Source organism: Mycolicibacterium sp. lyk4-40-TYG-92, assembly GCF_030209435.1.
Lineage (GTDB): Bacteria > Actinomycetota > Actinomycetes > Mycobacteriales > Mycobacteriaceae > Mycobacterium.
The window spans coordinates 257,611-281,884 of the sequence record NZ_JARVRX010000003.1 but is presented as its reverse complement, the minus strand read 5'-3'; the positions used below and the strand labels follow the sequence as shown (position 1 = coordinate 281,884).

Genomic DNA, 24,274 nt, shown 5'->3' with positions numbered 1-24,274 from the left:
ATGTGTTGACTTGTCAACGGTTCGGAGTAATCTACATCACATGAGTCAGACATTTGTGAGCCCGTCGCCTTTGGTAGTCGGCGTGGAAACCGATCGTTCGCCCAGTGGTGCACCTGTGGTGCTGCGCGGAGTGCCGGCCGTCGGCGGAGTGCGCTATGCGCCGGTGCTGTGGCCGGGGGCACGCCCCAAGCCGGAGGCCGACGGCCCGGCCACTGAACTGGGGGAGTCGGAACGGTCAGGGGAACGGGAACGCTTCGCGGCGGCGTCGGTGACGGTCGCGGACCGGCTTCGCAACCGCGCCGCGCGAGCCACCGGAGCCGCTGCGGAAGTCCTGGCCACGACTGCGACCCTCGCGCAGGACCGGGCCTGGGCGTCGGCGACGGAGAAGCGCATCGCCGACGGCATGACCGCCGTGCGTGCGGTCGTCGCGACGGCGGACCAGTTCGTCGAGATGTTCACGCGCATGGGCGGACTCATGGCCGAACGCGTCGCGGACCTCAGGGATATCCGGGACCGGGTGATCGCCGAACTGCGGGGACTGCCCGAACCCGGCGTGCCGGTGCCGGACGTGCCGTCGGTGCTGTGTGCTGAGGACCTGGCCCCCGCCGACACCGCCGGGCTGGACCCGAACCTGGTGGTGGCGTTGGTGACCAGCCTGGGCGGACCGACCAGCCACACCGCGATCATCGCCCGCCAACTGGGAATTCCGTGCGTTGTGGCGGTCGCCGGGCTCGAGCAGGCGCAGGCGGGGGCAATGGTGCTGGTGGACGGCACCAACGGCACCGTGGAGATCGAGCCCGACGCAGCGCGGGCCGCCGCCGCCGTGGCCCAGGCGCGTCGTGAGGCCGACCTCGCCGAGAGCTGGCACGGCCCGGGCGCCACCGCTGACGGACATCGCGTCGCGGTACTCGCCAATGTCCAGGACGGTGCCGCAGCGCACGCGGCGGCCGAGACGCCGGCGGAGGGCATCGGGCTGTTCCGGACCGAATTGTGCTTTCTGAATCGGGATCTCGAGCCGACCGTCGACGAGCAGGCGCAGATCTACGGTGACGTGCTGGCGGCGTTCCCCGAGCGGAAAGTCGTGGTGCGCACGCTCGACGCGGGTTCGGACAAGCCGCTGCGCTTCGCCGGGCATGCCGATGAGGCCAATCCGGCGCTCGGTGTCCGCGGCATCCGCATCGCCCAGGGCAATCCGGAGCTGCTGACCCGTCAACTCGAGGCGATCGCCGCCGCAGCCGCCGCGACCGGCCAGCGTCCGTGGGTGATGGCGCCGATGATCGCGACGCCTGGGGAGGCGAAAGCCTTTGCGGCACAGGTGCGGTCCTTCGGCCTGACGCCCGGCGTGATGATCGAGGTGCCCGCCGCGGCGTTGTTGGCGGATCGGATTCTTCGGCACGTCGACTTCCTGTCGATCGGTACGAATGATCTGACGCAGTACACGATGGCCGCGGACCGGATGTCGGCCGACCTAGCCACGCTGAGCGACCCGTGGCAGCCGGCGGTGCTGTCGTTGGTGGGCACGGCGGCCAAGGCGGGTGTCGAGCAGGGCAAGCCGGTCGGGGTGTGTGGTGAGGCCGCGGCCGATCCGGCGCTGGCGTGCGTGCTGGTCGGGTTGGGCGTGACGTCGCTGTCGACGGCGGCTGCCGCGGTACGTGCGGTCGGCGCCGCGCTGTCCGGGGTGACGCTCGAGCAGTGCCGGGCGGCCGCGGAAGCGGCACTGGCCGCCGAGTCGTCGACGGACGCCCGCGGCGCGGCGCTCGCCGCGCTGACAGCCCACTGACCAGCGGATATCAGCAACCCTCAGCGCGTGGAATTAATCGGACCGCAGTCCGGTTATAGGTGGCATGCCTGCTATCACCGCTGACACGATCAGCTTGCCGCGTATTGCTTCCGCTGCGCCGAGCGACACAGAACGCCCGGTGCGGTCCATCACCACCGGCCCCCGTGGCTATGAGGGCGAGGGTTTCCCGGTGGTCCGAGCCTTCGCCGGGGTCAGCCCGGCGGACCTCGACCCGTTCGTCCATCTGGACCAGATGGGTGAGGTCGAGTACGAACCCGGTGAACCGAAGGGCACCGACTGGCACCCGCACCGCGGGTTCGAGACGGTGACCTACATGCTCGACGGCCGCTTCGCGCACCAGGATTCCCACGGTGGCGGCGGCCTGATCACCGACGGCGCCACGCAGTGGATGACCGCCGGGTCGGGCATCCTGCACATCGAGACGCCGCCCGCCGAACTGGTCGAGAGCGGTGGACTGTTCCACGGCCTGCAGCTGTGGGTGAACCTGCCCAAGAAGGACAAGTTCGCGGCCCCCAGGTACCAGGCCATCGAGGGCACCGACGTCACCTTGCTGTCGTCCGACGACGGTGGCGCGCTGGTGCGTGTCATCGCCGGCGAGATCGGCGAAGCCAAGGGCCCGGGCGGTACCCACACGCCGATCACCATGGCGCACGCGACGATTGCGCCCGGGGCGCGACTCGACCTGCCGTGGAACCGCAAGTTCAACGCGCTCGTCTACATCCTCTCCGGACGCGGCACCGTCGGACCCGTCGGCCACCCCATCCACCAGGGTCAGCTCGCGGTGCTGGGGCCGGGGGACCGGATCACCGTCGCCGCCGATGCGGGTCAGGACTCGAACCGGCCCGCGCTGGAGGTCCTGTTGCTCGGCGGTCAGCCGATCCGGGAACCGGTCTTCCACTACGGCCCGTTCGTGATGAACTCCAAGTCGGAGCTCATCGAGGCGTTCGAGGACTTCCAGTCCGGCAAGTTCGGCAACATTCCGCCGAACGCGTTGCAACCGCACCGGCCCGGCCGCTGATCAGGCGGGCGCCGGGTCCGGATGGAGCAGCTCCAGCTCGCCGAGGCTGGCGGCGACGGTCACCAGAGGCAGCGCGGCCTCGACCGACAAGTTCCCGCCGCCGGTCTCGGCGCGCAGGGCGAGCACGAAGTCGTCACTGATGGGGGTGCGCGCCGCGGCGCCGGGGTTTTCGGCGCCCGCGATCCGGGCGCAGATCGATGCGGTGTGGGCTTCGAGGACCTCGCGCGCGGCCCGATATGGACCCAAGGGCGGCGGCACGACGTCAGCGATGAGGTCGGCCGCTGCCCGCAACCGGACCGTCTGATTGGCGGCCCGGACCACCGGTGCCCGAAGCTCCGTGGCGCCGCTGCTCTCCGAAAGGAAGTGGCGTACCGCATCATCCACGGTGCGCGAGGCTGTCAGGGCGTCGAAGCTCAGGGCGTGCACCCGGTCGGTCGCGGCCTCGGAGGCACCGCGGGTCACGCGCCGCACGGCCGCGGTCAGATACCGCGTGCCGGCGGTGCGCGCCGACTCCAGCGTGCGGTGCACGACGGCCGCTGAACCGCGCGGCCACAGCAGCAGCGACACCACGACGCCCACCGCGGCACCGACCAGCACGTTCTCGAGCCGGATCAGCCCGACGCGCCAGCCGGCCGGGCTGATCAGGTTGTAGATGGTGAGCACCAGCATCGTGAACATTGCCTGGCCCGCGACGAACGAAAACACATCGGGCACATAGGCCGAACCGAACGCCACGATGGGCAGGACGAACCACAGCAGGACGGGGTTGGCGCCGATCAGGTGGATCACCACGGTGCCGAGCAGGAAACCGATCGCGGTGCCGCCGACGGCGCGCAGCACGCGGGTCCCGGTGGTCAGCGCGCTACTGCGCAGCACCGACAGCGACGCCATGGCGATCCAGAACCCGTGCTGCAGGGGAAACAGATGGACGACGGCCACGGCGACGGCCAGCCCGATTCCGGTGCGCAGGCTGTTCTGTACCACCACGGCCCGGGTCGCGACGAAGCCCGACGGGATGGCCGATACGGCCTGGGATTCGGACAGCACCCGGTCGAGGTTCCCGTGTGCCGGCAGCCGCCGGCCCAGGACGCGGGCCCACACCGGCCGGGCATCGGCGTCGGCCGCCAGTCCGATGACGCGGCCCGTGGCTCCGATACACGCAGAGAAGGTGCGGAGCCGCAACAGTTTTCGGCCCGTCGCGACGGCCAGTAGATCGTCGGGTTCGGCCCGGATGAGCTCGATGTCCTCGCGGTAGCGCCCCCGGGTGGCGGCCCGATGCGCGGTCAGGGCGTCGGCCAGGTCGGCGCGGTAGCGATCGCGGCCCGCGGCGCGCGGCGTGCTGAGCACCCGGGCACAGTCGTTCAGTACCCGGATGGCCGGCGCACGCGTCTCCGCGAGCAGGGAGCCGGTGGCGTCGGTGGCGCGGTCGCACAGCCAGCGCAGGTCGTCGACGACCCGCACCAGGGCGCGGCTGCCGGCGGTCAGACCGACCGGGCGGAAGTCGGCACCGAGGAAGTTGTCTGCCAGGGCCTCCATCGCATCGGAGAGCTCCTGCGCGGTCGCGGACCCCTCGAGCCGGGCGGCCAGCAGGCGGCACACCTGCGCGGCGTGCTTGCGCAGATCGTCGTGGTGGGTGGGTGGCAACAGGAACAGCGCGGCCGGGACGGCAATGGCCCAGGCGACGGCCCAGCCGAGCAGCCGATCGGGTACCGGGCCCGCCGGCGTGCACACCGGCAGCACGAACGTCATCAGGGTGGAGCGCTGTCCGGCGGCGATGATCTCGCTGAGGACTCCGGAGAATGTCACCAGAAACCCGATGGCGAACATCGCCGGCACCGCCAGCCACGGATGCGGGGACACCAGCGTGCCGAGGGTAATCAGGACCACGCCGTTGAAGCCGAGACCCGCGTAGGCCAGTGCCCGCGCCGGGCGGTTACCGGGGAAATCGACCACCACCAGCAGCGCGACGGCGCCGAAGATGGCGAACATCGTCGTCTGCGACCTGCTGCCGACAGCGGTACCGACCGCCAGTCCGGCGATCGCGACGACCGGGAGCACGACACCTGCGCGCGTCGCCCGCCGGAGCGCGTCGTATTCGGGATCCTTGTCGCGCAGCCGCGCGACGAGCTGCTCCCGGCGCAACGCCGGCGACTCTCGCGACACCACGCCCGTCATGGCGCCCAACATTAATTTGGCTGACGCCGCCATGCGCCGGCAACAACACGCCTGCGGTCACGGTTTCGCACAGCCGCCGGCGCCCCCGGGGTCGTTCCTGGCCGGGCTACCGATCGGGACCGGCCGGCGGCCCGTAACCGCGCGCCGTGCAGCAATCGGTTGTTGACAGAACTGCAAGTTTGCTGGGAGAAGCAATTTCGGAGGTCGTGCCGCGCATACGAGCAGGGCCGGGCCGAGATCTATGGCACAATTTGACGATGCCGTACATCGCCACCCGAGGCCCGGGTCGCCCTCCCGCGGCGAAGGCGGCCGAAACTCGCGAGCGCATCCTGCGCGCCGCCCGTGAGGTTTTCAGTGAACTTGGTTACGACGCAGCAACATTCCAAGCCATTGCGATCCGCGCGGATCTGACGCGCCCAGCGATCAACCACTACTTCGCGAACAAGCGTGTGCTCTACGGCGAGGTCCTCGATCAGACCAATGCCATGGTCGTCGCTGCGGGCCGGCGCCGGGCCGAGGAAGAGACCACCTTCATCCGGCGCCTGTCGTCGTTTTTCGTCGCCGCCATCCAGGCCGACTCCGAGGACCGGTCCGCCGCGGCATTCCTGGTGACCTCGATTCTCGAGGCGCAGCGACATCCCGAATTGCGCCAGGAGGAGCACGACGCGCTCGTGGCCTCCCGTGACTTCGTGGCCTGGGCCGTCGCCGACGCCATCGAACGCGGTGAGCTGGCCGTCGACACCGAGGTGTCCACTGTGGTGGAGATGCTCATCGCCGTGATGTGGGGCATGGGTTTCTACGCCGGATATGTCGGCAGCCACCAGGAGCTGACCGCCGTCATCGAGCGGCTGGAACTACTGCTGGCCAACAAGCTGTGGCAGGTCACCGAATAGTCGGGCATCAGCTGGTACATCTGGTACATGGGCAGCGAGCGCTCCGACGACGACACCTGGGATATCGCAAGCAGTGTGGGCGCGACGGCGGTGATGGTGGCTGCCGCGCGGGCCGGGGAAACCGAGCGCGATGACGCGCTGATCCGCGATCCGTTCGCGAAAATCCTGGTGGCCGGCGCCGGCACGGGTGTCTGGGAGACGATTCTGGACGCCGACTTCAACAACAAGATGGCCGCGGCCGACCCCGAGGTCGCCGCGGTGCTCGAGCACATGGGCAACTACCAGGCGGTGCGCACGCATTTCTTCGATGCCTACTTCGCCGACGCCGTGGCGGCCGGCATCCGTCAGGTGGTGATCCTGGCGTCCGGCCTGGATTCACGGGCCTACCGATTGGACTGGCCGGCCGGCACCACGGTTTTCGAGATCGATCAACCGAAGGTGCTCGAGTACAAGGACGAGACTTTGAAGGCGCACGGCGCGTCCCCGGCGGCGGCACTGCATCAGCTGCCGATCGACCTGCGCAATGACTGGCCGAAAGCGTTGCGGGAAGCCGGATTCGACGATTCGGCGCCGACCGCCTGGCTGGCGGAAGGACTGCTGATGTACCTGCCGGCAGAGGCGCAGGACCGTCTCTTCGAGAACATCACCGCGCTGAGCGCGGCGGGTAGTCGCATCTCGGTCGAGACGGTCGGCGAGCACGCTGCCGAACGTCGCCAGCGGATGCGGGACCGGTTCGACAAGCTCGCCGGCCAGTTCGGCATGGGGCAGGTGATGAACGTGCAGGATTTGATGTACGAGGACCCCGACCGCGCCGACGTGGCCGAGTGGCTGGACTCGCATGGCTGGGCGTCGACTTCGGTCACCTCGCAGGACGAGATGCGCCGGCTGAATCGCTGGGTGCAGGTCGACAACACCGATGACAAGGCGTTTTCCACGTTCGTGACCGCCCGCAAAGGGTGATACTCCGGGTCGACCCTTCCAAACCAACCGGCTGGTTGACTAGGATTTCGGTGTTGCCTGGCTCACGTAAGGAACCGCCATGACCCTTGAATCAGCTGTATCCGTCGACCGAGCGGCTGCCGACATCCCGGCGGTCGTCGCCGGTCTTCGTAAGACTTACGCCACCGGGCGCACCCGTGACCTGCAGTGGCGCAAGCGCCAGCTACTTGCGCTGGCCCAGGCGATGGAAGAGAACGAGACTGCCATCGCCAAGGCGCTGGAGGCCGATCTCGGCCGCAAGCCCTTCGAGGCGTGGCTCGCCGACAGCGTCGGCACCATCGCCGAGGCCAAGGACGCCGCCAAGAACCTGCACAAATGGGCGAAACGTCGCTACCGCCTGTTGGAGCGCTCGCAGCTGCCCGGCCGTGGCTGGGTGGAATACGAGCCCTACGGCACGGTGCTGATCATCGGCGCCTGGAACTTCCCGTTCTACCTCACCCTCGGCCCGCTCGTCGGCGCCATCGCCGCGGGAAACACCGTGGTGCTCAAGCCCTCCGAGTTCGCGCCGGCCTCGTCGCGGCTGATGGTCGAGCTCGTCGAAAAGTACCTGGACACCTCGGCCGTCGCCGTGGTCGAGGGCGACGGTCTGGTCAGCCAGGAGCTGATCGCGCAGGGCCTGGACCGCATCATGTTCACCGGCGGCACCGAGATCGGTAAGAAGATCATGGCCGCCGCGGCCGAGCACCTGACCCCGGTCACGCTGGAGCTCGGCGGCAAGAGCCCGGTGATCGTCGCGGCCGACGCCGACATCGACGTCGCCGCCAAGCGCATCGCCTTCGCCAAGGTGGTCAACTCGGGCCAGATTTGTGTGGCCCCGGACTATGTGGTGGCCGAGAAGCCCATTCGCGACGAGTTGGTCACCAAGATCCGCGATGCCGTCGTGGCGTTCACCGCCGACGACGCCGACGGTCTGCCGATCGTCAGCGAGCGGCAGTTCAACCGGCTCAGCAGCTACCTCGGTACCGGCGGGGACGTCGTCACCGGAGGCGGCACGAACCCGGCGCGGCTGACGATGCAGCCGACCGTCGTGGTCGACCCGCCGCTCGACGCGCCGGTCATGACCGAGGAGATCTTCGGGCCCATCCTGCCGGTCATCACCGTCGACTCGCTCGATGACGCCATCGCGTTCGTCAACGCCCGGCCCAAGCCGCTGGCCGCGTATCTGTTCACCAAGGCCAAGGCCGTCCGCGAGCGGTTCATCCGTGAGGTGCCGGCCGGCGGCATGCTGGTCAACCACCTGATCTTCCAGGTCTCGACCGCGCGCCTGCCGTTCGGCGGCGTCGGACCGTCCGGCATGGGCGCCTACCACGGTCGCTACGGCTTCCTGGAGTTCAGCCACGCCAAGTCGGTGATGACCAAGCCGACCCGGCCCGACCTGGGCAAGCTCATCTACCCGCCGTACACCGACAAGGCGTGGAAGATCGCGCGCAAGTTCTTCTAGAGCCGACCCAACGATGCGGCGGCTGAGCGGCCGCCGTATACACAAGGGGTGGCCCACCCGAAAATAGATGGGGCGGGCTGTCCAATTTCTGTTCCATGAGAGGAAACCCATGCCCGGAGTGCAGGATCGCGTCATCGTCGTCACCGGAGCCGGCGGCGGCCTGGGTCGTGAATACGCGCTGACGCTGGCCAGCGAAGGCGCCTGTGTCGTGGTCAACGACCTCGGCGGCGCGCGCGACGGCACCGGCGCCGGCCACAACATGGCCGACACGGTCGTCGAGGAGATCAAGGCCGCCGGCGGCCGTGCCGTCGCCAACTACGACAGCGTCGCCGAGGCCGAGGGCGCCGAGAACATCGTCAAGACCGCGATCGACGCGTTCGGCAAGATCGACGGTGTGGTGTCCAACGCGGGCATCCTGCGCGACGGCACGTTCCACAAGATGACCGCCGACCAGTGGGACATCGTGCTCAAGGTGCACCTGTACGGCGGCTACAACGTCATCCGCGCCGCGTGGCCGCACTTCCGCGAGAACGCCTACGGCCGCGTCGTGGTCGCCACCTCCACCAGCGGTCTGTTCGGCAACTTCGGTCAGGCCAACTACAGCGCCGCCAAGCTGGGTCTGGTCGGCCTGATCAACACGCTGGCCCAGGAAGGCGCCAAGTACAACATCAAGCTCAACGCCGTCGCACCGATCGCCGCGACCCGCATGACCGAGGACATCGTGCCGCCCGAGGTCTTCGCGAAGCTGTCGCCGGAGTACGTGGCGCCCGTCGTGGCGCAGCTGTGCAGCGACGAGCTGCCCGAGACCGGGTCGATCTTCATCGTCGGCGGTGGCAAGGTGCAGCGCACCGCGCTGTTCCAGAACGACGGTGTCACGTTCGACCACGTGCCCAGCGTCGACGAGGTGGCCGCCAAGTGGGGCGAGATCACCGACCTGTCGGCCGCCAAGGCCGCGTCGTTCGCGCTCGGCTGATAGGTGAAAGCGCTTGTCGCGCAGTCGCTGACCGGCCCGTCGGGCCTTGCCTACACCGACATCGATGACGCCGCAGACCCCTCGGGCAATGCGGTCGTCATCGATGTCGGTGCGGCCGGCGTCTGCTTCCCCGACCTACTGCTGATTCGCGGCGAGTACCAGCTGAAGCTTCCGCCCGGGTTCACCCCGGGCATGGAGGTGGCGGGCACGGTGCGGTCGGCGCCTGAGGGCTCTGGTTTCGTTGTCGGCCAGCGGGTTTCGGCCTTCACCATGATGGGTGGCTACGCCGAACGCGCGCTGGCCCTGCCGGACTCAGTGCTCCCGACGCCCGACGGCTTGGACGACGCCGCGGCGGTCTGCCTGCTGGGCAACTACTACACCATGTACTTCGCACTGGCCCGCCGTGGCAGGTTGCTGGCGGGGGAGACGGTGTTGGTGCTGGGCTCGGCAGGTGGTGTCGGGGTCGCGGCCATCCAGATCGCAAAGGCCATGGGCGCCAAGGTCATTGCCATGGTGCACCGGGTCGGGGCAATGGATTTCGTGGCCGCTGTCGGTGCCGACGTGGTGCTGCCGCTGACCGACGGGTGGCGCGAGGCCGCGCTGGCGGCGACCGACGGTCGGGGAGTGGACCTGGTGGTCGACCCGGTTGGCGGCGAGGCGTTCGATGACGCGATCCGCGTGTTGGCCCCTGAAGGTCGGCTGCTGGTGCTGGGTTTCGCTGCCGGACAAGGTATCCCGACGGTCAAGGTGAACCGCCTGCTGCTGCGCAACATTAGCGTGGTGGGCGTCGGGTACGGCGAGTTCATCCGCCAGGTACCCGGTGCGGCTGCGGAGGTCGGGGCCGGCCTGGCGAAACTGGTCGAGGCCGGGTTGCGGCCGCCGGAGCCCATACGCTTTCCGCTGGCCGACGGTGCCGCCGCTCTGCAGGCGTTGGCAGACGGCAAGATTCACGGCAAGGCTGTCCTGGAGCCGTAATTGAACACCTTGGGAACAGTGCTGGTGGCGCTGGTGATCGCGATCGGCCTCGTCGGCATCGTGGTGCCGGTGTTACCCGGGGGACTGCTCGTGTTCCTCGCCATCGCGGTGTGGGCGGTGGCCGTCCACACCGCGACGGCCTGGGTGGTACTAGGCGTCGCGGCGGCCTTGTTCCTGGCGGGCGAGGTCATCAAATATCTCTGGCCGATGCGCCGCATGCGGCGGGCCGACGTGTCCACCCGCAGCCTCATCGTCGGCGGAATCCTCGGCGTCATCGGGTTTTTCGTGATCCCGGTGCTGGGCCTGGCTCTCGGTTTCGTGCTGGGGGTCTACCTGTCCGAGTACTCCGCGCTGCGGGACACGAGCCGGGCGTGGACGTCGACCAAACACGCCATCAAGGGCGTCGCGCTGGCCATGGGGGTGGAGTTGACGGCCGCGCTGCTGGCGACCGTCGCGTGGGTGACGGGATTGGTGGTCGGGAGTTGACGGCAGAGAAACGGATCCTCGACGCATCGTCCGGTGAGTTGCTTCTGCACACCGGCGTCACCGGCAGCGCGGCGCGGATGGGACACCGGTTGACCATCGCGATGCGTTCGTGGCTGGCGACCGTGGACGTGGACGGCGACGAACCCATTGCGGTCGAGGTGACCGTCGAACTGGACTCGCTGGACGTACTGACAGGCGAGGGCGGGATGACGCCGTTGTCCGGCGCGGAAAAGACGCTGGTCCGGAACAACGCGCTGAAATCGTTGCAGACCAAGCGATTTCCGCAGGCTGTGTTCCGTGCGTCTTCGGCTGAACGGATCGGCGATTCGTGGCGGTTCACCGGGACCCTGGATCTCGGCGGTCAGAGCCACGGGCAGGCAGTCGTCGTCCGCGTGGAGCCGGATGGCGCGGACCTGCGGATCAATGGTGAGGCGGTGGTACGGCACAGCGACCATCGCATCAAGCAGTATTCGATGCTGATGGGCGCGATGAAGGTGGCCGACGACGTTCGGGTCACGCTCACGGGCACTGAGCCACGGGCAGTCCGGCGCTAGCCCCGCAGGACGCTCCGCAAGCGCGCCAGCTGCTCGTCGGTAACACCAATGGCGGCAAGGTAATTCGGCAGCGATCCGTACTCGGCGTCGACCACGCTCAGGGCCGCGTTCAGGTACTCCTCGCGGACGCCGAGCACCTCTTCGGTGAGCCGGGCCTCGGCGAACGTCACGACCTCGGCAGTCTGCCCGGCCCGGGTGCGGATGGTCTCGAGGATGCCCTCGCGCAGCTGCGGCACGGCGTCGTTGCTCCGCAGGAAATCGGTGAGAATCGCGTCGCGATCGATGCCGACGGCGCCCAACACCGTCGCCACGGTGAAGCCGGTGCGGTCCTTGCCGGCGAAGCAGTGCGTGATCACCGGCCGCGAGTCGGCGAGCATCGAAATGACCTGTCGTATCGCAAGATGCGCACCGGGCAGGGTGGGGAAGTGGCGGTACTCCTCGACCATGAAGCGACCGGCGGCGACCGCGACATCCTCGTCGTCGGCCTTCGCGGTCATCATCTTCTCGAAGGCGTTCTCGTGCGGCGCCTCGGCGGTATCGGTCCCCGCCGCGGCGAGCTCGTGGAACGGCAGCAGGTGGATCGCGACGCCGTCGGGCACCTGGCCGGGACCGCGGCGCTCGACCTCGCGCAGCGACCGGAGATCCGCGACGTCGGTGATGCCGTAGTGCTGCAACGCTTTACGGCCGTCTTCGACGAGCCCGCTGAGCTCGCTGGAGCGGTACAGCCGCCCGGGGGCGATGTCCGTCTCCTCGGCCACATCGCGGAAGTTCCAGGCGCCGGCGAGTTCGAGACCTGTGGACCGCATCAGTGGCCCAACGCCGCGGCCGCCAACGCCGACTTCTCGCGGCCGAGTTCGGCACGCGCGATGGTGCGCATGTGCACCTCGTCGGGTCCGTCGAAAAGCCGCATCGCGCGATGCCAGCCGTAGAGCCGGGCCAGCGGGACGTCATCGCAGATGCCGGCAGCACCGTGCACCTGGATGGCGCGGTCGATCACGTCGCACGCGACCTGCGGGGCCACCGACTTGATCTGCGACACCAGCACGTGGGCGGCCTTGTTGCCCTGCTGATCGATGGTCCAGGCGGCCTTCTCGCACAGCAGCCGGGCCTGGTCGATCTCGTTGCGGGACTTGGCAATCGACTCGCGCACCACGCCCTGCTCGGCCAGCGGCTTGCCGAACGCCACGCGCGTCTGCACCCGGTCGATCATCAGGGCCAAGGCACGCTCGGCGGCGCCGAGGGCACGCATGCAGTGGTGGATGCGGCCCGGCCCCAGCCGGGCCTGCGCGATGGCGAAACCGGAGCCCTCCTCGTGCAGCAGGTTCTCGGCGGCGACGCGGACGTTGTCGAAGACGATCTCGCAGTGCCCGTGCTGGTCCTGCCAGCCGAACACCGGCAGCGACCGCTGGATGTCCACACCGGGGGTGTCGGCGGGCACCAGGATCATCGACTGCTGGGCGTGTGAGGCCGCGTCCGGGTTGGTGCGGCCCATGACGATCAGAATCTTGCAGCGCGGGTCCGCCGCGCCGGTGATCCACCACTTGCGGCCGTTGATGACATAGTCCCCGCCGTCGCGCAGCATCGTGGTCTCGATGTTGCGGGCGTCCGACGAGGCCACGGCGGGTTCGGTCATGGCGAAGGCGCTGCGGATTTCACCATTGAGCAAGGGGTCAAGCCACTGCTTGCGCTGCTGCTCGTTGGCGAACAGGTGCAGGGTCTCCATGTTGCCGGTGTCGGGGGCGGCGCAGTTGATGGCCTCGGGGGCGATCTCCATGCTCCAGCCGGAGATCTCGGCCAGCGGGGCGTACTCCAGGTTGGTCAGGCCCGACTCCGACGGTAGGAACAGATTCCACAGACCACGCTTGCGCGCCTCGATCTTGAGTTCCTCGACGACCGGTGGCACCGTGTGGTCCTTCGGGCCCTTCTCCTCGCGATAGGCGTGGTAGGAGGCCTCGGCCGGCAGCACGAGCTCGGTCATGAACTCGGTGAGCCTGTGCTGGTAATCCTGCGCTTTTGCCGACAACGCGAAGTCCATGCCCGCCACGATAAGCCACTTGGTTAGACATGTGGAAGCGCGGTCCACTCCTAGGGAGCAAAGCTGACGTCGCTGATGTCGATGGCCACCATGAGTTCGTCCGCCAGGGGACGGCCGGCGGCATCGCACCGGTAGGCCCGGCGCCGCGTCGGCACCATGATGCCGTCGACCTCGACGATCTCACTGACGTAGTGCTGGGCGGCGAACCCGCCGGCGATATCGACGCGATAGTCGTGGCGCCGGATCAGGAAATCGCTGCCGAAGAAAAACTCCTCCTGCCGGCTGTGGCTGGCGATACCGGCGGGATAGCGCACCTGTAGTCCGCGCCAGCGTTCGCCGTGATCGAGGACCGGATCGATTTCGGTGACGACCATCCCGGGCAGGGTCATGAAGAACGGTGTCGTCAGGTACGTCCACAGCGCGTAACCGTTGAAGTACGCCCGCTGCAATGGATTCCATGGCGTGCTCAGCACGTGAGCAGCGAAAGTCGTTCGCGGAGCGACTTGTTCAGCCACCACCCGGCCGTCGAGCTTCTCGATGGCGACACGCGCGGGCGTGAAGTCGGTGCGCTGGTCCGGCGCGCCGAAAGGCTGTACCGAAGCCCATTGTCGTTGCAGCGCAACGGACATCCGCCGGGGTGCCGGGTCCTGTGGCTGGCCCTTGATTTCCCAGAGCTTGCCGCCGGTGACAATGGTCGCCGCCACAGCACTGAAACTTCGCCACCGGTCCAGTCCGCCATGCGCTTCCAGTACTGCGCTCAGTAGATCTGTTGTCATCGTCGGCCTTTCGCTGGATTCCATATTGCGCAACACGGGCGGGTCCGCGCGGTGTCCCACGCAAGGTGTCCCTGCCGGTACCAGGACTGATGGGGGGCGGCTGCCGGCCGCCACACCGGAATAGCGTTGTGGGTGTCGACGCTGTGGTTGCCGATCATCCGACCACCAGGGAAGGCCCGAAAATGTCCAATATTCGATTCCAAACCACCACGTCGGCCACTCCGGTGCAATTCGTCCAGGGGCTCACCGACTTTGGGCCGGGCCGCGGACAGGTCTTTCCGAACAGCGCGGATTCCTATCTCGAGGTACATCACGTCACGACAGGCCGAGCCGACGTCACCGAGGGCTCGGGTGGTGTCTGGGAGCGGCTGACCTATGACTGGACCGATCCCACCCGCGTGCTGCTGACAACAACGGACTCGAACGTGTTCGGCGGTGCCTCGGGTTACGTGTACACGCTGACGCGCCAGGGCGACGGCACGACGCACGTGGACCTCGAGATCGTGCGCGAGGGCAAGAACGTCAAGGGCAAGGCCCTGTCGTGGGCGCTCGGCACTGTCGCCAAGGGCAAGCTGAGGAAGGCATTTGACACCAGTGTGCGCGGTATCGAAACGCGCAATGGGCTCACGGTGCCGCCGAGCGCCTGAGCGCGGGGCTGAGCCTGGAGGTAGCCGTGACAATGTCATCGACAACCGTGCACTCACTCGGCAACAACACGGCCACCCCGCCGCTGCGTGGTCGAGCGGATGAGATGAAAACTGCTCTCGCGCAACTGGATGCGCTGCTGAAAGGCCGTGGGGGTGCCCTTGTCATCGAAGGCCCGGTGGGGTCGGGCAAGTCGCGCCTCCTGGCTGAAATGACGGCGCTGGCGGAGCGGCGGGGTGTGCGGACGTTGTACGGCGAGGCCATCGAGCATCAGCAAGACCTACCGTTCGTTCCGATGTTCACCGCCATGCTGAGCGGTGGCCGTCCGGTCGGGAACGGTGAGGTGCTGCGCAAGCTGGGCGCATCGGCGGACGCCGGCTACTGGGTCGTGCAGCATCTGCAGGCTGCGATTACCGAAGCGGCCGAAAGGTCCCCGCTGATGGTTGTCCTGGAGGACATTCACTGGGCCGACAACAGGACATTGTTGGCGCTGCGGTCGTTGGCCGCAGCGCTCGCGAACGTTCGGGTGCTGTGGGTTCTGACCATGCGGACCGGTGCAGGTAGTCCACCGGTACACGAGACGTTGGCGACGCTGCACCACTCTGGTGCCGAGTTTCTACATTTGCCGGCCATGTCGCGAGGCGCAGTTGTCGAGATGGTCGCCGATCTTGTGCGCGCCCGAGTGGACGAATCCCTGGAGGGCATGGCGGCGAAGGCACGGGGGAACCCGTACCTGGTTACCGAAATACTGCGCGGCGTCCGGGAAGAGGGCCGGCTTCAGATCGGTGGCGGCACCGCGTCGGTGACGGGGCAGGACTTACCGGGACGCCTGACTGCCTGTATGCAGCGACGGTTGGACGTGCTTTCCACCGATGCGTCTGAACTGGTCCGGGTGGCTGCCGTTCTGCCCGAACGTTTTTCGGCAGGCCTGCTGGCGGCAATGCTGGAACGGCAGCCTGCGTCGTTGCTGCCGGCGCTCGCCGAGACCGCGAGGGCGGGGCTCCTGGTCGATGACGGTGAGCAGCTGAGGTTCGGTCACCGCTTGCTACGCGAGGCCACCCGGGAGTGCCTGCCGCAGTCATTGCGCCGGGCCATGGAACGTCAGTCGGCGTCACTGATGATGAGCATGGGTGCCCCGCCCGCGGATGTGGCGGAGGCGTTGGTGCGTAGTGCCGAACCGGGTGATCGCGCTGCGGCCGCCGCGCTGCGCGGAGCCGCACAGTCGCTGGCTCGCACCGACGTGAGCGCAGCTGCTGATTTCAGCATGCGGGCACTGGAGCTGCTACCTACGGACGACACCGATCATGGTCGCCTGGTCGCCGAGACGGTTGTGCTGTTGAACCGGGCCCGGCGTTACCAGGATGCCGAAGAGCTGGCTGTGACTGCGCTGGCAGAGGCGACGGCGGACAGCGAAGCCGAAATCCGGTTGCGGCTACCGGCCTTCACCCGCCACGGCTCCCGGCACCGGGCGGAAGAAAACCGGCGGGCACTGCGGCTCGATGCCGTCAATGACGTCACGCGTGCGCGGCACCTGGCGCTGTTGGCCTACAACCTGATGTTGGACGACGCCGACGGACGACATCGGGCGTTGGCTGACGATGCTCTGGCGGCTGCTGACGCGGTCAACGATCTCGAGTCGAAGGTGATTGCCAACGTCACCATGGCGTGTTTCGAGTGCGTCGACGGCGCTGCCGGTGCCGCATTGGACCGGCTGAAAGAGCTCTGCGCGCGCTGTCGTACGAGTGAGCTGCCGGCGGCCTACCTGCTGTCGGCGGCCCACTACGCGAACGCGCTGGCTGCGGTCGGCCATGTCGACGAGTCCGTCGATCTCATCACCTCGCGTGCCGGTCGGGCCCGGCAGGAACACAATGCGATGGCAGTGGACGTGTGGTCGACCTACGCCGGCATGGCACAGCTGGCTGCCGGCGAACTTGATGCGGCGCGCCTCGCGGCCGAGGCGGTGCCTATTCCTGATGTGCACGATTCCACTCAACCGGACGTCACCGAGCTGGATGTGCTCAGGGCGGCTGTTCTGGTGGAGGTGGCGCTACGGACCGACGATCGAAAATTGTTGCAGCAGATGCTGTTCCATGTTCGTTCGGCCTACGCCGAGGGTTCGGCCATGGAGCGCCGAACGGCGGCGCACGCGTTGGCGATGGCGGCTTGGTACGCCGATGACCTCGATGAGGCTGCACGCTGGTCCGATCCTGAAGTCGAGTTGCTACGTGCGCCGTTGACCCCGCAGGCGCTGGACCAGGTGATCCTGCGGGCGCGGGTGGCTGCGGCCTCGGGTGAGCGCGACTGCCGTGCAGGCGTGCTGCGTGCCGTCGAGAAGCTGTCCAGCGACGAGGTGCCGTTGTTCACCGCGGTGGTGCTGCATGCGCGCGGACTACTCGACGCCGATACCGATATGTTGATGCGTGCCACCGATCTGCTGCGTTCTTCGCAGCGTCCGATGCTCTTCGCTGCCGCAACTGAGGACGTCGGGCGGAACCTGGCGGACGCCGAGCGTACGGACCAGGCGCTGGACTGGTTCAATGCTGCCTTCGACACGTACACGCGCCTGGGTGCCGTGGCTGATGCTCGCCGGGTAGGCCGCCGACTGCGACAGCTGGGTGTGGAGCGTCGCATCACGCGGCACCCGAAGGCCAAATCCGGCTGGGACAGTCTCACCGATTCGGAGCACAAGGTTGTCACGCTGGTCGCGCAAGGTGCCACCAATCGCGCGGTTGCCGATCAATTGCATCTGTCGCTGCACACCGTGAAGACACACGTGCACAACGCATTCGGAAAGCTGGGCATCAGCTCGCGGGCCCAGCTGGTGCAAGCGGGGCGCTGACCGTGCCGATCGCCACCCGTCCCGTTGTGTCCACAGCGCGTGAGCGCCGTGTCCTGGTGGGCGCGGCGTCCGCGCGCGACCGCTGGCTGCGTCGGTACCCGATTGCATTGGGGCTGGGCGGGTTGGGTGGAGCATGGCGCACCGCAATCGGTTTCGGGGCGCCTACCTGGCCCGCGGTGATTCTGACGGCGATGTGTTTCGGAGTATGGCTCGCGATCACCGTGATGTACGTAAGGCACGGTGGCGCAAATCCTTTCGCTTTCGTCGCTGATCTGCGGCACCCTGACCAGGGCTTCGCCATGGGCTACATTCCCGTGATCCCGCTGTTGATCGTGGCCCAACTGCGCCCACACGCGGTTGGGGTGCGATTGCTCGACCTTGTGTTGGTCTCAGGATGGGCACTGGCCACCGCAGCGATGGTGGCGCACTGGCTCACCACCCCGCGCGACCGTCACGCGATACATCCCGGAATCGCGCTACCGGTGGTCGCGGGGCCGTTCATCAGCTGTATTTCGTTGCAGGCCAGCGGCTGGCACACGATTGCACAAGGATTGTTCGCCCTCGGCCTGTTCTTCTGGTTGACGTTCGGAACCGTGATCGTCAACCGCCTCATGACCGAAGAAGGTCTGTCGGACGCCAGGTTTCCAACTCTGGCGGCGTTGATGGTCCCACCTGCGACCGCCAGTATCGCGTGGTTCGGCCTGAACGAGAACCGGATCACCATGGTGGGTACGGGCTTGGCGGCGATCCTGGCGATGATGACGCTCGTTCAGGGCTTCCTCGTGCCCCAATACCTCCGCAGGCCGTTTGTGCTGTCCGCGTGGACGTTCTGCTTCCCGGTGGCAGCGAGTGCAAACACGGTGGGGCGCTGGGTGATCGCCGCTCCCAGCCGCCCAGCCCACGTCCTGGCCTGGGCCGTTCTCGCCGCTGCCACCGCGATCCTCGGGCTGCTGGCCACGCTCACTGTCCGAATGGCGTGGAGCACCGGCCGTGGGCAGGCGGCCCCCAGGTAACGATGGCCCCCGCTCGGGCGGCGATCCTGTCGACGAACGCCGAAGCCATGGCCAACGGTCCGAGCAGAACTCCTTAGCGTGGAAGCGGCCAGAGCCGCAACCGGATCCAGCCTACGAGGTGGAAGCGGGAATCGGGCCGGTGACCGGTTCCGGTTCGGGGCGACTCGAGGGCTGCCGCGAAATCCGTTGCGGCCACCAGAACCACGGCCCTAGCAACCGGGCCAGTGGCATCACCAGGAACAAGCGCACGACGACCATGTCGAAGATCAGCCCGATGCAGATGGTCGTACCGGCTTGACCGATGTTGACGACGTCGCTGGCCAGCAGGGCCAGCATGGTGAACGCGAAGACAAACGCTGCGGTGAACACCACGCCGCCGGAGCTGCCCATCGTGCGGATCAGCCCGGTCTTGATGCCGGCGCCGAGCTCCTCGCGGTATCGAGACAGCATCAGCAGGTTGTAGTCGCAACCGACCGCGACCAGCACGATGAATGCGATGGGCAGTGTGAGCCAATGCAATTGGGTGTGCAGCAACGTCTCCCAGATGAACACTGACAGCCCGTAGGCCCCGGCGAACGACAGCATCACGGTGATGAGCACGAGGATCGAACCGACCAGAGCGCGGGTGATGGCGAGGACGATGCAGAACACCAGGGCGAAGGTCGCGAGCATCATGATGATGATGTCATTGAACGAATAGTCCTGAACGTCACGGTAATTCGAAGCCGCACCGGCCAGGTAGATCTTTGCGTTCGACAGTGACGTACCCTTCAGTGCCTGCTGTGCCGACGCGGTCACGTTCCGGACCTGCTCGATGCCGGCAGGGGTCTGGGCCTCGCCGTCATGGTAGAAGACCATGCGGGCGCCCTTGCCGTCGGGCGTCATGAAGAAGTCCATCCCGACCTTGAAATCAGCGGTCTTGAGGGCATCGGGCGGCAGGAAGAAGAAGTCGTCGTTCTTGGCGTTGTCGAAGGACTGCGCCATGTCGACCAAGGGATTGATGAAGACATCCAGTTGATCGACAAGGGCATTCAGGGTGCTCTGCAGTGTGAGGGTCAGCGACTGGATGGCCCGCAAGTTCGTCATGGTGGACTGGATCTGCGGGATGATCTGGGGCGTGACGGTGTCGATGATGGAGATGCCCTTGACGGTGTTGCCGAGCTCGTCGGTGATGCTGTCGACGGTATCGATGGAGTCGTACAGCGAGCGCAGCGCGAAGCAGATCGGGATGTCGTAGCAGTGCGGCTCCCAGTAGAAGTAGTTGCGCATGGGGCGGAAGAAATCGTCGAAATCGGCCAGGTGGTCGCGGGTTTCCTCGGAGAGTGCCCGCAGCTGTTCAGCGGATTGCCGCGACAGGTGTGTCCCGACGACGAGTTGTTTGGTGATGTCCTGAATCCGTTGCGTCGATTGCAGAATGTTCCCCGTCGTGTCGGCGAGGGTGCCGATGTCCTTGATGCGGTCCCGCAGGAAGCCAAGATTCTCACCGAGCTTGGTACCGAGCGAGCCGAATGCGAACGGTAGCGACGCGTGCTCGATCGGGCGACCGTTGGGTCGGGTGACGCTCTGCACCATGGCAACACCAGGCGTGCGAATGATGGCCTTGGCCACGCGGTCCATCGAGATCATGTCTGCGGTGTTGCGCATGTCGTGGTCGGACTTCAGGTACACGATGTCGTTGTTGAGCCAACTCGTGGGGAAATGCTTGTCGGCCGCCGCGTAGCCGGTGCTCGCCTCGACACTGGCCGGGGCGAAGTCACGGTCGTTGTAGCTCACGTTGTAGGTGGTCCAGCCCAGCATGCACAACGGGATGATCAGGGCCGCAACGGCGATCATCGGTACGGGCCAGCGGGCGATCATCGTGCCAACCTTGCGCCAGACCGGGTTGGCGCGTTTCTTCCGCGGTTGCAACCAGCCGATCTTGCTGCCCACCGTGAGCAATGCGGGACCCAGGGTAAGTGCCGAGAGGACGGCGACAACCATGGACACGGCGCACGGCGGACCGAGGGTGCGGAAGTAGTCCAGGTGCGTCAGGCTCAGGCATAACGTGGCGCCGGTGATGGCGGTCCCTGAACCGAGGATGATGTGCGGGACATTGGCCACCGAGATGTAATACGACGATTCTTTGTCTTCGCCGTCTTGGCGCGCTTCCTGGTAGCGGCCGATGTAGAAGATCGCGTAATCCGTTGAGGCACCGAGGACCAGCGAGACCAGCAGGTTGGAAGCGAACGAGGAGATCTCGATGACGCCCTGCTGCACCAGGAACGCGATGATGCCGCGGGCCGCGGCGAGGGTGGTCAGCACACCCATTAGCGGAATGATCGCTCGGGTGATCGACCGGTAGGTGATCAGCAGCAGGATCAGGATCAGGATGACCGTGACGATGGTCAGCTTCACCAGGCTGGCGTCGGTGGCGTGCAGCGTGTCCGCGGCCAATGGTGCCGGGCCGGTGACGTAAGTGCTGAGCCCCTTGGGTTTCGGCACTTTCGCGATGACGTCGCGGATCGACTCGATCGACTCGTTCGCTTTTGACGATCCGAGGTCGCCGGTCGGGCGGATGGTCAGCGTGGTGGCTTGGGCGTCGCCACTCTGCGAACCCGACATCGTGACAGGCTTTCCCCACAGATCTTGCACCGACTGAACATGTTTGGTGTCCGCGAGCAGGCGGCGCACCACTTCGTTGTAGTACTGGTGATCGCCTTCGTCGAGCTTGCGGCCGTGGGTTTCCAGAAGCAGCACGGCAACACTGGTGAAATCGGATTCGTTGAAGTCGTTGCCCATATGGATGGCCGCCTGTGCCGACGGCGCGTCGCGGGCGACCAGCGGGCCGGCGTTGGCGGCCGTGATGTCATCGAGGGAGGGCACCAGCACGTTCGTCAGGACGGCGATGGCGAGCCAGATCAAGATGATCGGAATAGCAAGTACCCGAAGCATTTTGGCGAGACGCGGGCGTTTGACCTGAGCCGGTGGGCCGGGCGGAATCGGCTGCGTATCAGCGACCGGCGCGCTCATGCGGCGGTCACCGTGCACGCTACCGCGGCACTCTCGTGGGTGACCGAATGCTTGTCGCGGACCTGCCCGTCAACGAGAATCCGGCACCCTACAGAACCGCCTTGGACCTGGGCGACCAGACTCAGCGATGCGGAGGAGGCCATGGTGGTCTCGGAGTACGACCACGGTAGCGAGGTGAGCTGCACCTCGATCGGCTCACTGTTGAGATCGGCGTAGGTGACTTTCCCTGTGCCGCCGAGACTTCCGAATACCTCGTAGGTGACGTTCTTCGGGTTGATCTGCACCACTGTGGGGGGAATGGTGACAGGGTCGGGCGGGCTCGTGATTGCCTGCGAGAGACCGCGGACCGTGTTCACGCCGTAGGCCACGATCGCGACCACGACCAGAACCACTGCTGGCAACCAGACTTTGGACATCAGCCCGCCGCCCTTGCGTCGCCTGCCTCGCTTGCCCATGCGATCGTCCTCCGACTGGTGCGGGCTGCAGCTACACCGGAACATGGCGATGATAGCTGTGAGCGCGCTGAATTTTGGTCGATTCCGAGCCTGGTCGGCGCGGCCGGGTCATGCCATCGACCGGGGATTGATGTTTAGCCACCCCGGGATGTAGGACTAGTGGCACGCTGATGCAGTGGGGTTGGCAACCGGACGATTCGACATCGACGGGCAGCCGCTCGCGATGACCCCGATCCGGGGGCGCGCGGCGGAGCTGAAGAAGATCGGCGCGCTGGTGGACGCGCTGGCGCAGGGGCGCGGCGGCATCGTGGTCATCGAGGGCCCACCGGGCATCGGCAAGAGTCGACTGCTGCGCGAGGCCATGATGCTGGCCGGCAAGCGCCCCGTGCCCAATGCTTTTCGCGGCCGCAGCCGAAGATGCCGCCGATCTGCTGGTGGTCGCCGATCGCCGCGACGAGGCAGTGGATCAGTTCAACGCCGCCTTCGATGTATATACGCGATTCGAGGCGCCCGCCTACGCTCGACAGGTAGGCCGCAAGCTGCGGCAGCTGGGCGTTGAACGGCGCACCGTCAACCGGCGCCGGACCACGACGGGGTGGGACAGTCTCACCGAGGCTGAGCTGAAGGTCGTCGGCCTTGTTGCCGAGGGCGCCACCAATCGCGACATCTGCGAGCGGTTGAACCTTTCGCTGCACACCGTGAAGACTCATGTACACAACGCGTTCATCAAACTGGGTGTCACCTCACGCACCCAGTTGATGCGCTGACCCGCGCGGGTCGGTACTTCAGTCGCCCCGCGACGCTTCGGGCTATATCCCGGCACCCCAAAAGATCAATCCTCGATCGATGGTGCCGAGCAGCACTCTCGACGACCGTGGAGTTGTCACTCATCAACGTGCTCGCCCCAGTCGCAGCCGACACCGCGCCGCCGAGCACATCTACAGACAAGAGAGGACGTCATGACTGCCAAAGTGACGTTGCCGGACACCTCCCAGCCATATCTGGGAACGGGATTGCTGCCGGCCGATTTCTACTCCTACGAGGAACTGCTGTCGGATACCGAGCGCGAGAAGGTCGCCCGCATCCGCGAATTTTTCCGGACCGAGGCCGCACCGGTGGTCCAGGACCACTGGGCGCGCGCCGAGTTCCCGCATCAGCTGGTGAAGGGTTTCGCCGATCTGCACCTGGTCGACTGGGCCGACCCCGATTCGAACGAGCCGGCGCCGAGCAATCTGATGACCGGTATCACCGCGCTGGAAATGGCGCACTTCGATCCGTCCCTGTCGGTGTTCTTTGGTGTGCACACCGGCCTGGCGATGGGCAGCATCTTCACGTGCGGTTCCGAGGAGCAGAAGCGCCGCTGGCTGCCCGCGATGAGCCGGTTCGAGAAGATCGGCGCGTTCGGCCTCACCGAGCCGCACGGTGGCTCCGATGTCGCCGGCGGCATGGAGACCACGGCCCGCCGCGACGGTGACGAGTGGGTGCTCAACGGCGCCAAGCGCTGGATCGGCAACGCCACCTTTGCCGATCTGGTCGTGATCTGGGCCCGCGACGTCGAATCGAACCAGGTGTTGGGTTTCGTCGTCGAGAAGGACACCCCTGGATTCACGACATCGAAGATCGAGAACAAGTTTGCGCTGCGCATCGTGCAGAACGCCGACATCGTCCTCGACGACTGCCGGGTGCCCGAAGCCAACCGGTTGCAGAACGCGAAGTCATTCCGCGACACCGCCGAAATCCTGCGCCGCACCCGCAGCGGTGTGGCCTGGCAGGCCGTCGGCGTCCAATTCGCCGCGTATGAACTGGCGCTGGACTATGCCAAGACCCGGACGCAGTTCGGCCGGCCCATCGGCAAGTTCCAGATGGTCCAGGACCTGCTGGTCAAGATGCTCGGCAACGCGACCGCGTGCGCCGGCATGATGGTGCGCCTGGCCCAGCTGCAGCACGAGGGCGTGTACCGCGACGAGCAGTCGGCGCTTGCCAAGGCCTACTGCTGCTCACGGATGCGCGAAACCGTGCACTGGGCGCGAGAGCTGTTCGGTGGCAACGGAATCGTGCTCGACTACAACATCGGCCGGTTCGTCGCCGACTCGGAGGCGCTGTACTCCTACGAGGGCACCCGCGAGATGCAGACACTGATTGTCGGCAAGTCCGTCAGCGGCCTGAGCGCGTTCGTTTAAGGGGTCT

The 24,274-nt window shown here is 66.8% G+C and carries 20 protein-coding genes and 1 pseudogene; 15 read left to right on the top strand and 6 right to left on the bottom strand.

Annotation, left to right across the window (positions count from 1 at the left end; genetic code table 11):
- Nucleotides 1-40: 40 nt before the first annotated feature.
- Together ptsP and QRN63_RS07500 are read left to right on the top strand one after the other, a co-directional pair.
- Nucleotides 41-1,780: a phosphoenolpyruvate--protein phosphotransferase gene (gene ptsP, locus QRN63_RS07505; protein ID WP_285030214.1), complete on the top strand. Its 1,740-nt coding sequence runs from the start codon at nt 41-43 to the stop codon at nt 1,778-1,780.
- A 64-nt stretch (nt 1,781-1,844) separates the two neighbouring features.
- Nucleotides 1,845-2,819: a pirin family protein gene (locus QRN63_RS07500; protein ID WP_285030212.1), complete on the top strand. Its 975-nt coding sequence runs from the start codon at nt 1,845-1,847 to the stop codon at nt 2,817-2,819.
- On the opposite strand, the gene QRN63_RS07495 is transcribed toward QRN63_RS07500, so the two are convergent.
- Complete coding sequence (locus tag QRN63_RS07495; RefSeq protein ID WP_285030211.1) at nt 2,820-4,994, bottom strand: FUSC family protein; 2,175 nt, start codon at nt 4,992-4,994, stop codon at nt 2,820-2,822.
- 257 nt (nt 4,995-5,251) lie between these two features.
- Here QRN63_RS07495 and QRN63_RS07490 point away from each other — a divergent pair, with 257 nt between their 5' ends.
- From QRN63_RS07490 to QRN63_RS07460, 7 genes are all read left to right on the top strand, one after another.
- Complete coding sequence (locus tag QRN63_RS07490; RefSeq protein ID WP_267319999.1) at nt 5,252-5,887, top strand: TetR/AcrR family transcriptional regulator; 636 nt, start codon at nt 5,252-5,254, stop codon at nt 5,885-5,887.
- 27 nt (nt 5,888-5,914) lie between these two features.
- Nucleotides 5,915-6,847, top strand: coding sequence for a class I SAM-dependent methyltransferase (locus tag QRN63_RS07485; protein WP_285030209.1), 933 nt, complete (start codon nt 5,915-5,917; stop codon nt 6,845-6,847).
- A 79-nt stretch (nt 6,848-6,926) separates the two neighbouring features.
- Complete coding sequence (locus tag QRN63_RS07480) at nt 6,927-8,327, top strand: aldehyde dehydrogenase family protein (protein ID WP_285030208.1); 1,401 nt, start codon at nt 6,927-6,929, stop codon at nt 8,325-8,327.
- A gap of 109 nt (nt 8,328-8,436) precedes the next feature.
- On the top strand, nt 8,437-9,300 hold the full coding sequence (locus QRN63_RS07475) for an SDR family oxidoreductase (protein WP_267320002.1): 864 nt from the start codon (nt 8,437-8,439) through the stop codon (nt 9,298-9,300).
- A 3-nt stretch (nt 9,301-9,303) separates the two neighbouring features.
- Complete coding sequence (locus QRN63_RS07470) at nt 9,304-10,275, top strand: NADPH:quinone oxidoreductase family protein (protein WP_285030207.1); 972 nt, start codon at nt 9,304-9,306, stop codon at nt 10,273-10,275.
- Nucleotides 10,276-10,761 (top strand): DUF456 domain-containing protein, encoded by a 486-nt coding sequence (locus QRN63_RS07465; protein WP_267320004.1) that lies wholly within the window; start codon nt 10,276-10,278, stop codon nt 10,759-10,761.
- Nucleotides 10,758-11,315 carry a YceI family protein gene (locus QRN63_RS07460; RefSeq protein WP_285030206.1) on the top strand — a complete coding sequence of 186 codons (558 nt, stop codon included), beginning with the start codon at nt 10,758-10,760 and terminating at the stop codon, nt 11,313-11,315. Before QRN63_RS07465 ends, QRN63_RS07460 begins: the two co-directional genes overlap by 4 nt.
- Here the strand turns inward: QRN63_RS07460 and QRN63_RS07455 are convergent.
- From QRN63_RS07455 to QRN63_RS07445, 3 genes are read right to left on the bottom strand one after another with little or no spacing between them, the layout of a single operon-like run.
- Nucleotides 11,312-12,121 (bottom strand): tyrosine-protein phosphatase, encoded by an 810-nt coding sequence (locus tag QRN63_RS07455; RefSeq protein ID WP_267320006.1) that lies wholly within the window; start codon nt 12,119-12,121, stop codon nt 11,312-11,314. The two genes, QRN63_RS07460 and QRN63_RS07455, sit on opposite strands and share 4 nt — an antisense overlap.
- Nucleotides 12,121-13,350: an acyl-CoA dehydrogenase family protein gene (locus QRN63_RS07450; protein ID WP_285030205.1), complete on the bottom strand. Its 1,230-nt coding sequence runs from the start codon at nt 13,348-13,350 to the stop codon at nt 12,121-12,123. The genes QRN63_RS07455 and QRN63_RS07450 overlap by 1 nt, the downstream gene beginning before the upstream one ends.
- Before the next feature lie 50 nt (nt 13,351-13,400).
- Nucleotides 13,401-14,126 (bottom strand): hypothetical protein, encoded by a 726-nt coding sequence (locus QRN63_RS07445; protein WP_285030204.1) that lies wholly within the window; start codon nt 14,124-14,126, stop codon nt 13,401-13,403.
- Between the two features lie 182 nt (nt 14,127-14,308).
- On the opposite strand from QRN63_RS07445, the gene QRN63_RS07440 reads away from it, so the two are divergent.
- From QRN63_RS07440 to QRN63_RS07430, 3 genes are read left to right on the top strand one after another with little or no spacing between them, the layout of a single operon-like run.
- Complete coding sequence (locus QRN63_RS07440; protein ID WP_285030203.1) at nt 14,309-14,773, top strand: hypothetical protein; 465 nt, start codon at nt 14,309-14,311, stop codon at nt 14,771-14,773.
- Between the two features lie 32 nt (nt 14,774-14,805).
- A complete protein-coding gene (locus tag QRN63_RS07435; protein ID WP_285030202.1) occupies nt 14,806-17,610 on the top strand; it encodes a helix-turn-helix transcriptional regulator in 2,805 nt (934 codons plus the stop codon).
- Between the two features lie 2 nt (nt 17,611-17,612).
- Nucleotides 17,613-18,623: an SLAC1 family transporter gene (locus QRN63_RS07430; RefSeq protein WP_285030201.1), complete on the top strand. Its 1,011-nt coding sequence runs from the start codon at nt 17,613-17,615 to the stop codon at nt 18,621-18,623.
- A 111-nt stretch (nt 18,624-18,734) separates the two neighbouring features.
- Here the strand turns inward: QRN63_RS07430 and QRN63_RS07425 are convergent, their stop codons facing one another.
- Both QRN63_RS07425 and QRN63_RS07420 read right to left on the bottom strand, forming a co-directional pair.
- Nucleotides 18,735-21,632 carry an MMPL/RND family transporter gene (locus QRN63_RS07425; protein ID WP_285030199.1) on the bottom strand — a complete coding sequence of 966 codons (2,898 nt, stop codon included), beginning with the start codon at nt 21,630-21,632 and terminating at the stop codon, nt 18,735-18,737.
- Complete coding sequence (locus QRN63_RS07420) at nt 21,629-22,048, bottom strand: MmpS family transport accessory protein (protein WP_502888100.1); 420 nt, start codon at nt 22,046-22,048, stop codon at nt 21,629-21,631. The genes QRN63_RS07425 and QRN63_RS07420 overlap by 4 nt, the downstream gene beginning before the upstream one ends.
- Nucleotides 22,049-22,310: 262 nt before the next feature.
- Between QRN63_RS07420 and QRN63_RS29630 the strand changes: the two are divergent.
- The 3 genes and pseudogenes from QRN63_RS29630 to QRN63_RS07410 form a co-directional block, all read left to right on the top strand.
- Nucleotides 22,311-22,457: pseudogene (locus QRN63_RS29630) on the top strand (ATP-binding protein); the annotation flags it as partial.
- 22 nt (nt 22,458-22,479) lie between these two features.
- Nucleotides 22,480-22,854, top strand: coding sequence for a helix-turn-helix domain-containing protein (locus QRN63_RS07415; protein ID WP_285030196.1), 375 nt, complete (start codon nt 22,480-22,482; stop codon nt 22,852-22,854).
- 192 nt (nt 22,855-23,046) lie between these two features.
- Nucleotides 23,047-24,267 (top strand): acyl-CoA dehydrogenase family protein, encoded by a 1,221-nt coding sequence (locus QRN63_RS07410; RefSeq protein WP_267320013.1) that lies wholly within the window; start codon nt 23,047-23,049, stop codon nt 24,265-24,267.
- Nucleotides 24,268-24,274 lie beyond the last annotated feature (7 nt).